Annotated in this window: 16 protein-coding genes and 1 other annotated feature; of the genes, 11 read left to right on the forward strand and 5 right to left on the reverse strand. The window is 27.9% G+C overall.

Translation table 11 applies throughout. The features are described from left to right. The first annotated feature begins 185 nt into the window (after window positions 1-185). Window positions 186-259, forward strand: a sequence feature (ribosomal protein L21 leader region). 10 nt (window positions 260-269) lie between these two features. The 9 genes from rplU to rsfS all read left to right on the forward strand — a co-directional run bounded on the left by rplU (window position 270) and on the right by rsfS (window position 6,619). Further along, window positions 270-581, forward strand: a complete 312-nt coding sequence (gene rplU / locus QMG30_RS06165; RefSeq protein ID WP_281813455.1) for a 50S ribosomal protein L21 — start codon at window positions 270-272, stop codon at window positions 579-581. An 8-nt stretch (window positions 582-589) separates the two neighbouring features. Then, entirely contained in the window at window positions 590-916 is a 327-nt protein-coding gene (locus tag QMG30_RS06170) for a ribosomal-processing cysteine protease Prp (RefSeq protein ID WP_281813457.1), read from the forward strand. Between the two features lie 2 nt (window positions 917-918). Beyond that, window positions 919-1,203 carry a 50S ribosomal protein L27 gene (gene rpmA / locus QMG30_RS06175; protein WP_281813459.1) on the forward strand — a complete coding sequence of 95 codons (285 nt, stop codon included), beginning with the start codon at window positions 919-921 and terminating at the stop codon, window positions 1,201-1,203. A 348-nt stretch (window positions 1,204-1,551) separates the two neighbouring features. Continuing rightward, the gene (gene obgE, locus QMG30_RS06180) at window positions 1,552-2,829 is read left to right on the forward strand and encodes a GTPase ObgE (protein WP_281814262.1); all 1,278 of its coding nucleotides are present in this window, start codon (window positions 1,552-1,554) and stop codon (window positions 2,827-2,829) included. A 71-nt stretch (window positions 2,830-2,900) separates the two neighbouring features. Then, window positions 2,901-3,188, forward strand: coding sequence for a ribosome assembly RNA-binding protein YhbY (gene yhbY / locus QMG30_RS06185; protein ID WP_281814263.1), 288 nt, complete (start codon window positions 2,901-2,903; stop codon window positions 3,186-3,188). 43 nt (window positions 3,189-3,231) lie between these two features. Beyond that, on the forward strand, window positions 3,232-4,959 hold the full coding sequence (locus tag QMG30_RS06190) for a helix-hairpin-helix domain-containing protein (RefSeq protein ID WP_281813461.1): 1,728 nt from the start codon (window positions 3,232-3,234) through the stop codon (window positions 4,957-4,959). A 30-nt stretch (window positions 4,960-4,989) separates the two neighbouring features. Further along, entirely contained in the window at window positions 4,990-5,607 is a 618-nt protein-coding gene (nadD, locus tag QMG30_RS06195; RefSeq protein WP_281813463.1) for a nicotinate-nucleotide adenylyltransferase, read from the forward strand. 41 nt (window positions 5,608-5,648) lie between these two features. Beyond that, a complete protein-coding gene (gene yqeK, locus QMG30_RS06200) occupies window positions 5,649-6,245 on the forward strand; it encodes a bis(5'-nucleosyl)-tetraphosphatase (symmetrical) YqeK (protein WP_281813466.1) in 597 nt (198 codons plus the stop codon). Window positions 6,246-6,247: 2 nt separating this feature from the next. Continuing rightward, window positions 6,248-6,619 carry a ribosome silencing factor gene (gene rsfS / locus QMG30_RS06205; protein ID WP_281813468.1) on the forward strand — a complete coding sequence of 124 codons (372 nt, stop codon included), beginning with the start codon at window positions 6,248-6,250 and terminating at the stop codon, window positions 6,617-6,619. Between the two features lie 60 nt (window positions 6,620-6,679). Here the strand turns inward: rsfS and lexA are convergent, their stop codons facing one another. Then, window positions 6,680-7,291 carry a transcriptional repressor LexA gene (gene lexA, locus QMG30_RS06210; protein WP_281813470.1) on the reverse strand — a complete coding sequence of 204 codons (612 nt, stop codon included), beginning with the start codon at window positions 7,289-7,291 and terminating at the stop codon, window positions 6,680-6,682. A 226-nt stretch (window positions 7,292-7,517) separates the two neighbouring features. Between lexA and QMG30_RS06215 the strand changes: the two genes are divergently transcribed. After that, the gene (locus QMG30_RS06215) at window positions 7,518-7,817 is read left to right on the forward strand and encodes a LysM peptidoglycan-binding domain-containing protein (RefSeq protein ID WP_281813472.1); all 300 of its coding nucleotides are present in this window, start codon (window positions 7,518-7,520) and stop codon (window positions 7,815-7,817) included. On the opposite strand, the gene QMG30_RS06220 is transcribed toward QMG30_RS06215, so the two are convergent. Together QMG30_RS06220 and QMG30_RS06225 are read right to left on the reverse strand one after the other, a co-directional pair. Continuing rightward, complete coding sequence (locus QMG30_RS06220; protein WP_281814264.1) at window positions 7,814-8,878, reverse strand: tyrosine-type recombinase/integrase; 1,065 nt, start codon at window positions 8,876-8,878, stop codon at window positions 7,814-7,816. The two genes, QMG30_RS06215 and QMG30_RS06220, sit on opposite strands and share 4 nt — an antisense overlap. An 18-nt stretch (window positions 8,879-8,896) precedes the next feature. Beyond that, on the reverse strand, window positions 8,897-9,610 hold the full coding sequence (locus QMG30_RS06225; RefSeq protein ID WP_281813474.1) for a tRNA 2-thiocytidine biosynthesis TtcA family protein: 714 nt from the start codon (window positions 9,608-9,610) through the stop codon (window positions 8,897-8,899). A 1,047-nt stretch (window positions 9,611-10,657) separates the two neighbouring features. Here QMG30_RS06225 and QMG30_RS06230 point away from each other — a divergent pair. Further along, entirely contained in the window at window positions 10,658-10,885 is a 228-nt protein-coding gene (locus QMG30_RS06230; RefSeq protein ID WP_281813476.1) for a YgaP family membrane protein, read from the forward strand. Between the two features lie 145 nt (window positions 10,886-11,030). Here QMG30_RS06230 and QMG30_RS06235 read toward each other — a convergent pair whose 3' ends face one another. Both QMG30_RS06235 and QMG30_RS06240 read right to left on the reverse strand, forming a co-directional pair. Next, window positions 11,031-12,401 carry an MATE family efflux transporter gene (locus QMG30_RS06235; protein WP_281813478.1) on the reverse strand — a complete coding sequence of 457 codons (1,371 nt, stop codon included), beginning with the start codon at window positions 12,399-12,401 and terminating at the stop codon, window positions 11,031-11,033. A 148-nt stretch (window positions 12,402-12,549) separates the two neighbouring features. Further along, window positions 12,550-13,149, reverse strand: coding sequence for a TetR/AcrR family transcriptional regulator (locus tag QMG30_RS06240; RefSeq protein WP_281813481.1), 600 nt, complete (start codon window positions 13,147-13,149; stop codon window positions 12,550-12,552). Window positions 13,150-13,443: the final 294 nt, after the last annotated feature.

Here is a 13,443-nt window from a genome sequence, read left to right on the forward strand (position 1 = left end):
TAGGCTATCACATGCCTCTCTCATTGTAAATGGTACGCTACGCCAAACTAGATATTAAAAAAATACAATATATCTACACTATAAAATTTTATTTGAAAATACCGGACATTTAATATTGCAATTTATATTTTATTGTTAAAACTGGAAAAATCCTTGACATTCATAGTGAATTATGGTAAAGTTTTTGAGTGGTATAGCCGCACGAAGAGGTTAAAAAGTTTCTTAGGAAACACCGTATTCGGCGAGTCTTGATAAAAGGAGGTGCCAAAATGTACGCAATTATTGAAACTGGTGGAAAACAATATAAAGTTGCTGAAGGTGATTCAATCAGAGTTGAAAAACTAGGAGCAGCAGCTGGAGAAACTGTAACATTTGACAAAGTTTTAATGGTATCTAATGACAGTGGTTTAACTGTTGGTAGCCCACTTGTAAATAACGCAACTGTAACTGCTACAGTTGAAGAAGAAGGTAAAAACAAAAAAGTTATCGTTTACAAGTACAAAGCAAAAAAAGGTTATCATAAGAAACAAGGTCATAGACAACCTTATACTCAAGTAAAAATTGATAAGATTAATGCGTAATTACGATTATGATTAATATTGATGTATTTACAAATAACAATCATATAAACGGTTTTGAATTAAGTGGTCACGCAGGTTATTCTGAGTATGGTAAAGACATAGTTTGTGCTGCAATATCAGTATTAACTATTAATACTATTAATTCAATTGAGAATTTTACTGATGATATATATGACTGTTCAAATGATGAACAAATAGGATATATTTCATTTAAGATATTAGATGAAGTAAGTAATGAATCTGATTTATTACTGAGATCAATGGTATTAGGTATAGAATCAATGATAGAAGAATATGGTAGTGATTATATTACTCTTGTTATCAAGGAGGTGTAAGTATGTTAAAAATGAACCTTCAATTCTTTGCTCATAAAAAAGGAGTTGGTTCTACTAAGAACGGTAGAGACTCTGAGTCAAAGAGATTAGGCGCTAAAAAAGCTGATGGACAAACTGTAAAAGCTGGTAATATTTTATATAGACAACGTGGAACTAAAATTCATCCAGGAGAAAATGTAGGTAGAGGTGGAGATGATACTTTATTTGCATTAGTTGATGGAGTAGTTAAGTTTGAAAGAAAAGGCAGAGACAAAAAACAAGTTTCTGTATATCCAAAAGCTCAATAATGTTAGTGAAAAGTTTCAAATGGTCTTCATTTGAAACTTTTTTTATTTAAATAAGAAAGTTCTACTTTCTATTTTCCTTGAAATCTTTTATAAAGCGTAGCCTCTTGGTTCTTACTCTTTAAACAAGTAGTTGTGTTTATTTGATTATAAGGGTATATAGATACTGTAATTAATAAATACTATAATTGTATGCTATTTAGTATTTTTAGGCTACTAATCTAAAAATGCCTTTCAAATATATTAATTTTATAATATAATACACATAGATTGAAAATATGCTAAGCTCATGATAGCTTAATAATAATCCATAAATCGTGATTATTCCTAATAGGAAGGAAGATGTAAATGATATTTGTTGACCAGGCAAAAATATATATAAAATCAGGTGACGGCGGAAACGGCTGTGTAAGTTTTAGACGTGAAAAATATGTACCTAACGGTGGTCCTGATGGAGGCGACGGTGGTAAAGGTGGAGACATTATATTCAGAGTTGATAATGATCTGAATACTTTATATGATTTTAGACATAAAAAACATTTCAAAGCTCGTAGTGGTGAACCTGGTAAAGGAAATAAAATGCATGGCAAGAACAGTGACGATCTAATAATTAATGTACCACTTGGAACCATTATTAGAGAAGCTGAGACAGGAAAAGTTATAATTGATATGGCTCATAAAGGTATGGAAGAAGTCATTTTGAAAGGTGGTCGTGGTGGTAAAGGTAACCAACATTACGCTACACCTACTATGCAGATACCCAAATATGCTCAACCAGGTAGAGCAGGTAAAGATCTTTGGATTATACTAGAATTAAAAACAATTGCAGATGTTGGTCTTGTAGGATTTCCTAATGTAGGTAAATCAACTTTCTTATCAAGAGTAACTAATGCTAGACCTAAAATAGCCAATTATCATTTTACAACACTAAACCCAAACCTAGGAGTTGTCGATATAAGTGGTGGGAAAGGTTTTGTTATTGCCGATATTCCAGGACTTATAGAAGGAGCTTCAGAAGGTGTTGGGCTGGGACATGAATTTTTGAAACATATTGAAAGAACGAAAGTTATTGTCCATATAGTAGATGTTGCTTCAACAGAAGGTCGAAATCCTGTAGAAGATATTAATAAGATAAATTATGAACTGGAAACATTTAATAAAGAATTAATTAATAGACCAATGGTAATAGCAGCTAATAAAATAGATGTAATGCAAGATGACGAGTATTTATGTGAATTGAAAGACGAATTTGAAGACAAAGGAATTAAAGTATTTCCTATATCAGCAGTAACTGGTAAGGGTGTTAAAGAATTATTATACCATATTAATGATTTATTAAGTAAATTAGATAAAGAAACCCTTATATATGAACAAGAATATTTCTTAGACGAACAAGAAGTACAGGAAGATGGTTTTACAGTTGAAATGTTAGAAGATCATACTTTCTTAGTAGAAGGTGCCAAAATAGAAAAGATGTTAGGTTATACTAACCTTGAAACTGAAAAAGGTTTTGCATTCTTTCAAAAATTCTTAAGGGAAAATGGAATAATAGAAGAGTTAGAAAGTCTTGGCATTGAAGAGGGTGATACAGTTAAAATGTATTATTTGGAATTTGACTTTTACAAATAATATTATTTTAATAATCAATAAATGGATTTATAATCAATGTTAATTAATGAAAGGAAAATATAATGGAAAAAATAACTAGTAAACAAAGAGCTTATCTGAGAAGATTGGCAAATGATTTAGACCCAATATTTCAAATAGGAAAATCTGGAGTGACTCCAGAAGTTACAAAAGCAATTTCAGATGCATTAGAAGCTAGAGAATTAATTAAGATCAATGTACTGAAGAATTGTTTATACACACCAAAAGATATTTGCTATGTCCTATCTGAAAGAACAAGGTCGGATGTTGTACAGCAGATTGGTAGAAAGATAGTACTGTATAGAGAATCTAAAGAAAATCCAAAAATCATATTACCATAATTACAGCTAACTTACGAATGATAAAAAGAAATGAGGGGTTTACATGAAAAAAATATTTAATATTATTATAATAAGCATAATGGTAATAGTAGCAATCAATTGTAATAATTTTTCTTCTATGGCTAGATCCATCTCATATAATGATGTAGATATAACTTTAGCTAAAGTTGTAGAAGTTATTAGTGGTGAAGCAATTAAAGTTATTGAAGAAAATAGTAATTCAGATAAAAGTACAAAACTAATTAAAATGATTGGTATTGATACAGATTCTTCAATGAAAGCTACTGAGTATACTTATAATCAACTTTTAGGCAAAAGAGTTATGTTACTCCCTGATTCTAATAATGATACTTTTGATAAAATAGATAGATATGAGTATAAATACGTCTATCTAGCAGCAAATAAGTCTATAAGTGAGGAGTTGCTTGAATTAGGACTAGCTAAAACTGATACCTCATTTGAAAAAGCAGAACAATATGATGATTTAGTAAAAGCTCAAAACATGGCCATAACAGAAAATAAAGGTGTTTGGGATAATTATAAAGGAAAAAAAGCATTAGTAGGTGTTAATATCAATACTGCAACTAGTGAAGAATTAATGGATATTTTAGATGATACAACTAGTGAAATGGCATATTCTATAGTTAACTATAGAAAGCATAATGAATTTAATGATATAAAGGAAATCAAATTTGTTAATTCTGATTTTACTAAAGAATGGTTTGATAAAAACCGAAACAAAATGTCAGTTGTCAGTAATATTAAAATAGCATCTTTTGAAGAATTGAGATCATTGTTTGGTAATACTAAAATTGGAAAAGAATTAGCAAACAATATTATTGACTATAGGTTGTTTAATACTCTAGACAGCATTAATGATATTAGAAAAGTTCCCAATATGTATAATAAATTTAATGATATAGAGGAATACATATCATTATACACATTAACTGATTATGAGGATAAAGATGATGTAAAAGTAATCAATCTTAATACTGCATCAGCTAGACAAATCAGGAGAACCTGTACTATCTCATCAAAGAGGTCTTATGATATAGTAAAAGAAAGAGATAAGCAAGGATATATTTTTAAGTCTTTAGGCGAATTAGAGAAAAAAGATTTATTGACTAGAGGAGAAATTTTATATTATAGTGATAACTTATCATTATTTACCAATCTAAACACTGCAAAAGAAAATGAGCTTCTATCTCTATTTGGGTGTATTGATATTAGTGATTCCAGTAAAGAAAAACTTGTTGACAAGATAATTGATAACAAACCATATGTAAGTAAAAAAGATCTTGATAAAAAAAATATAATTCCATCTAAATATTATGATATGGTAGAAACATATATATATGCTTCACAGTCTGAGTTGCCAGAGTATATTAACATTAATATTACTGACAGATATAAAGCAGCAGAATTATTCGATATAGATGGAAAAGAAGCTGATAAATATATTAAGAGTAGGAAGAAATACAAATTTAGTAAGTATATCAAATTCGATTATGAAAAATATGCTTCAGACTTTACTTTGTATACTAATATAAATACAGCATCAAAATATGAATTAGAAAATATTTATGGAAGAGTGTACAAAGACAATAAATACCAATATCTAAGACTACCAGCTGATATTATTGATGATATCATTGATTTTAGGGAAGACCAACCATTTAATTCACTAGATGAAGTATCTGAAATATTCTCTAATAATAAAAAAATGAGTTTTTATAATAATATTAAAGATTTTATAGTATTTTATTAATTATATTAAATAATGATTGAAGGGTTATTTATGAGTGAACAATTAATTGGTATAATGGGAGGTACATTTGATCCTATCCATTATGGCCATTTGATATTAGCACAATATGTCTTGGATAACATGAAATTAGATAAAATATTATTTATACCTTCTGGAGTATCTTATTTGAAATCCAATAGAAAAGTTTCAGATAAAATACATAGGCTAAATATGACTAAATTAGGAATACTAAATAACGATGAATTCGAATTATCTACTATTGAAATAGATAGAAAAGGTAACACATATACTGTCGATACAATAGATGAATTGAATGATAAATACCCTTTCAATACTTATTATTTTATAATAGGTGCGGATTCGTTATTCGACTTAGTCAAATGGAAAGATCATAAGAGATTATTCAAGATATGTAATTTTATTGTTGCTAATAGAGGTGCTACTTATACGGATATACAACTTAATGATGAAATCCATATGTTACAAACGAGATATGATGCAAATATTACATTGGTTCGTATTCCGGACATTGAAATTTCATCATCAGAAATAAGAAATAGAGTTAAAGATAAATTATCAATTAGATATTTATTACCAGAAAACGTTGAAAAATATATTGGTATTAACAAACTATATAGCAATATATAGTTTGTGTATGATAATCATGACCTTTAGAAGGGATAAGATATATGCAAAGTAATTATGATTTCACTGCAATTAGAAATGAATTGCAGAAACAATTACATAAGAATAGATATGATCATACGTTAGGAGTTGAAAAAACAGCAGTTTTATTAGCGAAGCTTCATAATGTAGATATAAATAAAGCTAGATTAGCAGCTTTACTACATGATTGCGCTAAAAATTTATCTGATAATAAAAAAATAGAAATATGTAAAAAATATAATATAGAACTAAGCTGTGAAGAATTGAATAATCTTGACTTGATTCATGCCAAAATAGGCTCTGTAGTGGCTAAATACATTTATGAAGTCAAAGATACAGATATACTTAATGCAATAACTTATCACACTACAGGGAAACCAAATATGACCAGCTTAGAAAAAATTATTTATATATCTGATTACATAGAACCTGGTAGAGATAAAGCTCCAAATCTAAAAGAAATTAGAGAAGTAGCTAATAAGGATTTAGATAAAGCTTTATTTATGATATTATCAGATACTATAGATTATTTAAGAGCTAGCAATAATTATATAGTTCCATTAACAATGGACGCTTATGAATATTATAACAATATTCTATATTATACAGGAGGCAAATAGATATGGATAAAAACACAGACAATTCTTTAGATATATTAAAAATAGCGTTGAAAGCATTAGATGACAAATTGGCAGAGGACATTAAAGTACTAGATATCAGAGATTTAACTGTTATTGCAGATTATTTTATTATAGCTCATGGTAACAATAAAAGTCATATAAAAGCTTTAATCGATAGGACAGAAGAAATATTGTCCAAAAATGGTTATGAACCTAAACAAATAGAAGGTTATAATTCTGCAAGTTGGATTCTATTAGATTATTCAAATATCATAATTCATATATTCAGCAAAGAAGATAGGTTATTCTATGATTTAGAAAGAATATGGAGTGATGGTAAAAATATAGATGTTAAGAGTTTAATTGAAGAATAAGTGTATTTTAGATAATAATTCTAAAGGCTGAGTAATATAATAATTACTCAGCTTTTTAACTTAAAATCTTCTAAAAAGTCCAACAACCTTACCAAGTACTGTAACATCCTCAACAATGATTGGATCCATTGTACTGTTTTCAGGTTGTAATCTTATATGGTCAGTTTCTTTAAAAAATCTTTTTACAGTAACTGAATCATCAATTAGTGCAACGACGATATCCTGATTTTGCGCTTGATTTTGTTGTTGTACTAATATTAAATCTCCATTAAATATCCCAGCATCAATCATACTGTTACCTTCAACATTAAGCATAAACATTTGCTTATTGGGTATAAATTCAGCTGGAATAGGAAAGTATTCTTCTATATTTTCAACAGCTAATAAAGGTTCTCCAGCAGCCACCTTACCAATTATTGGTACGCTTATAAGTTCTCTTTTGGTAGGAGCAAAGGATTCGTCAATGATTTCAATAGCTCTTGGTTTTGTTGGATCTCTTCTAATTATACCTTTTTTTTCTAGTCTTTCAAGATGCCCATGGACAGTTGATGTAGATTTCAAACCTACTGCATCACATATTTCTCTTACTGAAGGTGGATATCCTTTTGACAGTATTTCATTTTTTATAAAATTAATTATTTTAATCTGTTTTTCACTTAGATCATTACTCATAAAAATTCACCCCTATTTTTATTAATTTATCGATTATATGTATTCTTATTAATGTAGGTAGAATATCTTGTATAGATATAATTAATACATTTATTAACAATTATAGCATATAAAACTAATAATATCAAACAAATGTTCGGATTAAATAAAAATGTTTGGGAAACACATTGACACAGAACATCTGTTCGTATATAATATAATCAAACAAACGTTCGGGGTGATTAATATGAATAGAACAAGAAAAATATACGTATCAGTAGTTTGTCTATGTGCTATATTTATTTTGTCGAATTGCTTATTAGGTAAGAATTACGCTAAGGGGTTAGAAATTAAACCTAATAAGAGTTACATATCAATTATGATAGAGGAAAATGATACTTTATGGTCTATTTCAAAGAAGAATATGAGCAAAGAGTATTATACTACTAAAAATTACATAAAAGAGCTTAAAAGCATAAATAATCTAACTAGCGACATAATATACAAAGGTGAATATATAATTATACCAATAATACATGAAAATTAATCTTTCCTTAATTTTATAACCTTTGCAGCTTTCCTTCGTCGTTCATCTTCAATCTGTGCATAATGTTTTTTGGTAGTGTTTACATCTTTGTGACCCAAAACATCAGCAACTAAATAAATATCACCAGTTTCTCTATATAAATTGGTTCCATAAGTACTTCTAAGCTTATGAGGGGATATATTTTTTAAATTAGTAACAAGCTTAGAATATTTTTTAACTAGGTTCTGAACAGCTCTAACACTTAATCTTTTATTCTGTAGGGATAAGAATAAAGCATCCTCATGACCAGTGACTGGTATAACATGTTTTCTGCTATCCAAATAAGTCATCAATGCAGATTCAACTTCATCACCAAAATATATTATTACTTCATTGCCACCTTTTCTTACGATTCTAATACCATCTACATTAAAATCAATATCTGATATATTGAGTCCAACACATTCTGAAACACGGATTCCTGTACCTAGTAATAGTGTTATTAATGCTAAATCTCTATCTTTAGTTATATTATGATACTTCTTCTGTGATTCAGTTAATCTATCTCCTGATTCAACTTCATCTAGTAACTTAGCAACCTCATCAACTTCTAGTCGAGTAATATTTTTATTATGGATTTTTGGTAAATCTACTAATAGAGCGGGGTTACTGTTTATTTTCCTTTTTCTATAAAAATATGTAAAAAAAGATCTGAGGCTTGCAAGCTTCCTTGATTTTCCTCTTTCAGTATTTTTATGTTCAACAATATGACCTTTTTCATCTTCTTTTTTATAATAGCTCAAGTATTCGAGATACATTTCAATATCATCTGGTATTATATTTGTTATTTCTTCTAATTTTATTTCATTCATCTTTTTCTCTTTGAAATCTTGGTGATATTCTAAAATAAATTCAAAAAAAAGCCTAAGGTCATATGCATAAGCAATCCTAGTTTTTGATGAAGTGGTTTGTTCAATGCCCCTAAAAAATTCATAAGTAAAAGAGGGAAGTGAATACATAATTTCTCTTAAAACAATTGAATTTTTAATGTTTTGCTGTTCATGATAATCATTATTTTTTATCATTGGTTAACACCTCTTTTATTTCCAACCTTTTATATCTGAACTTTCAATAGCTCTATATAATCTCTGTATCAATCCTGGATTTTCATTATTTAGTTTGTTAAGTAGATTTTTCATATATTCACGTTTAGTATTACCATCTGCAGGACAAGGACTTTTGACTACTGGTAGATTATATTTGTTTTTGAAACCAATCAAATCTCTTTCTGATACATACATAAGTGGTCTTATTGAATATAATTTCATCCTATCAAGATATGTTACTGGAGAAAATGAATAGAATCTACCTTCGAAGAATAAAGACATCATCATTGTTTCAACAATATCTTCTTTATGATGGCCAAGAGCTATTTTGTTGCAACCTAATTCAACAGCCATTTCATTAAGTGCACCTTTGCGCATTTTTGCACATAAGGAACATGGATTTTTTTCTTTTCTCTGATTGAATATTATATCTCCGATATCTGTATCAAGAATAGTATAGTTGATTTCTAATTCATTACATAATTCTTTTACTCCAGATAAGTTAAAGTTATCAAAACCTAGGGAAACGGTAATAGCTTCAATTTCAAATTTCTTAGGATAAAATCTTTGTAGTCCTTTTAAGGCGTAGAGTAGGGCTAAACTATCTTTTCCTCCTGAGATGCCTATTGCTATTTTATCACCGTCATCTATCATATTGTAAGTATCTATAGCTTTTCTAGTATGGCTAAGTAGTTGTTGTAATTTCATTATATTAAACCTTTCTTTATTAATTTCAATGAAGTATTGAATTGTTATATTGATATATTGCAATATATTAATTCGGGAGCAAATAATATATTAATAATATTAAAATATAATTAATCATATTATAAATCTATAATCAAGTAATATCGTGATAAATTATATACTCAGTTAAATTATGATGTATTTATAAATAACATATAACTATGAATAACTTCTTTGAATTAAGTAATTAATCTAGTATTTATCATTGATAATATATTATAACATAGGTTAAATAGTAGATTCAAATATTTATATCTAAGAGGGTAGAAAACTAAATAAATGTATAGAATACTGATAGTACAGTTTATAGAAATTACTGCAATTAATTTACTAGTATCAAATCAAAAAAATATAACTAGGTACTAAATTATTCTAAATATGTGCTAAACATGTATTTGATAATATAATTATTAACAATAAATGAAATGCTATTAATGTAATAATTATTAATAAAGCAAAAGTGAAATGGACTTAAAATATCTTTAATAATTGTTAAAATTTTAACCATATATGGTTTTTTCTTGTTACTATTCGTTAAAGTTGTGTTTTGCGCATAGTTAAATTAATATAATTATATATAAATCATATTTAATTACTACTTTCATTTGAATTACCAATCACTTATTACATTCTTATATATCTATTTAATTTAATCATTAATATTTTAATATATATACTTTTATCTATATAAATACCATTATAGTTATTCAATATTAAAAATATTGATAAATGATTTTGATTTAATAGCTTATATAAATATTTACCTTAAATGTAATTATTATAAATTCACAGAAAATTATAATATTCAATACCCTACCACACAGTACATTTGACTATATAATATTAATAACTCCAACTTTTTTACTTCATTATTATATACAAAAGTAATCAAAATAAAAGGCTTTGCAAAATAAAAATAAGTTAAGTTAATATTTATAATTAAACAATGTATAATTCAACTACCATTGAGGCAATAATATTCTTATATATAATACGGAGGTCTTGCAGATGAATTTAGATTTCAATAAGAACTTAGGAAACACTGATAGAATAATTAGAGCTGCTACGGGAGTGATACTAATGACTTTAGTATTCACAAAAGTATTGAAGGGTTGGCAAGCGATATTAGCGACTATTATATCCATTTTACAATTCTTTGACGCAATATTCAGTTACTGTGTTCTATATGATATACTTGGCTGTTCTACAAGTCATCATTTCGTAAAAGAACAATAATATTTATCAAAATATAAAAACTTACTATAAACAGGTATATAATTTATAGCAAGTTTTTAATTATAATAATGAAAGATTAAAAGGCAATTAGAAAGAATTTTGTATTTCCAATTGCCTGCATATATACATAAATGGTTTTATTATCTTATTTTGCTAATTCATTCTTATATCCTTTTATCTGACGATTCAGAACTCCAAATTCACCTATAGTAAAAATACCAGCTAGACTAATGGTCAAAAAGTCACCTATTGGCAATGATAACCATACACCTGTTTCTTTCATAAATATTGGTAATATTAGTGATATTGGTATAAAAAACAATAGTTGTCTTCCCATAACCACTAATGCAGCTTTACCAGCTTTACCAAGTGCTTGGAAAAGTGTGATTGCTGTAATCATGAATCCGTATAGTACAAATACACTTAAATACATTCTGAAGCTATTGGCTCCTGATGATACCAGAGCTTTTTCTGTAATGAACCAACTTAGTATGAAATTAGGTAATAACATGAAAAGTAACCATAATACGCCTGATATTACTGTAGCGATCTTTGTAAAGGATAAAAAGGCCTCTTTTACTCTTGCAAATTGCTTAGCACCATAGTTGGCTCCAAGTACAGGCTGTAAACCTTGACCTATCCCCCACATTGGTATAAAAGCGAACATCATTATTCTTTGGGCTGAACTAAGGACAATTATACTATCATTACCCCCATATGATGACATTAACCTAAGTAATATAGCTAATTGTATAGCTGACATAAATTGCATCAACATTCCTGAAAAACCAACACTTAATATCTTAGGCATAATATCCATAGAGAGCCTAAAACTTTTTCTTCTCAATTTAATCACACTTTTTCCTGATTTGAAATAGATTATATCACCTATCAAATATAGAATTTGACTGATAACCGTAGCCATTGCAGCACCTTCTATTCCCATATTGAATACTTTGATGAAAATGGGGTCTAAGATAATATTAATGACCATACCAACAAAAACTATTGTCATGGCTGATTTCATCTTACCTTCACCACGGATAAGCATATTGAGAGCTGGTCCTACGCCAGCAACTATAAATCCTAAAGCAATTATCTTTATGTATTTTTCACCTAAAACCAAAATATCATCTCTAGCCCCAAGAAAATAAAGTATGGGGGTTGCAAAATTACAAACTACGATAGTTAGTATTACTGATAATATGGCAACACCTATAAAAACATTACCAAATAGTTTATCAATAGTTTCTTCATCTTTTTCCCCTATTGCTCTTGATAAAAGGGACATAGCTCCTGTTGCAAATAACGTAAGTATAGCTTGATTAATTAATACAACATTATAAGCCATAGTTATTGCTCCAACTCCTGACGCACTTACAAACTGACCTACAAATATTGCATCCACCATATTGTATAATCCTACGGCTAGCATTCCAATAATACCTGGTACAGCGAGTTTCATGAACAATTTGCCCATATTAAGTTCTAATAACGCTTTTCTGTTTTCACTCATAAAAACTTCCTCCTTCATTAAATAATCATCTGAGTACAAATAAAAATATTAAGTAGCAGATAAAATAATAAATATCTGCCAAATATGATGGTGACGTCAACGTCACTTATGATTTAAAATTTTTTCTAGCTAATTTTAAGCTAGTATTCTATAAATACTCATTATAAAAATCAAAAAACATTTTATGCAGATAATCTTTATTACTTTCAAAAATCCGTTTGTCTGAAAAAAGAGCATGCACTAATAACAAAGCATTTATTAGTCTACTCATAAAAAATCTATTCAATTCTTGATCTTTATCCTTGAAAAAAGATATTCTATCACCAAATAAATTTTCTAATTGTATAAAAGTCTGTTTCTCAAATTCCATATATATATCTTCCAGTTTTTTATCATATAGTATTTCATATAAAAACATGAGATATAATTTTTTCTGTGGAGATGTACTCAATACTTTATGCATAGATCTATCAGCTAATATATTACAAATATCCTCTTTACTGTGTATTTCTTCACTAATCTCTCTAAAGAATTTATTATCTACGTTATTACCATCACGCATAATAGCAATCATTATTTCTTTAGGACTAGAGAAATATCTATATACCCCACCTTTTGAAAGTGTTGTTCTAGCAATAATATCTTCCATAGTTGTATTACGATAGCCTTTTTTAATAAATACATCTAATGCAGCTTCTTTTATTTCTGTTTCTCTTTCTTCACGAGTTTTTCTTTGGAATTTTGCCATTTTCTCACTCCATGTTATACTTTTTTGATAATATTAACATATATAATTACGCTTTTCAATAAGTGAGATGCAAAACTATTAAATCATAATCATAAAACATTGTTATTAATAATGAATATCAATTTCAATTCAAAGTATATCATATATATTTATCAATGTCTATAATTTTTTTTATAATTTAATAGCACAGGATTAGTTTGCAATATTAACCCCGTGCTATCTTATTCAACTAATATATGGAATTAAATCACCGATAAATCCATTTAAATAAGTTAATATTATTTAATTGATTTA

The sequence above is a fragment of the Vallitalea longa genome, from assembly GCF_027923465.1.
GTDB lineage: Bacteria > Bacillota > Clostridia > Lachnospirales > Vallitaleaceae > Vallitalea > Vallitalea longa.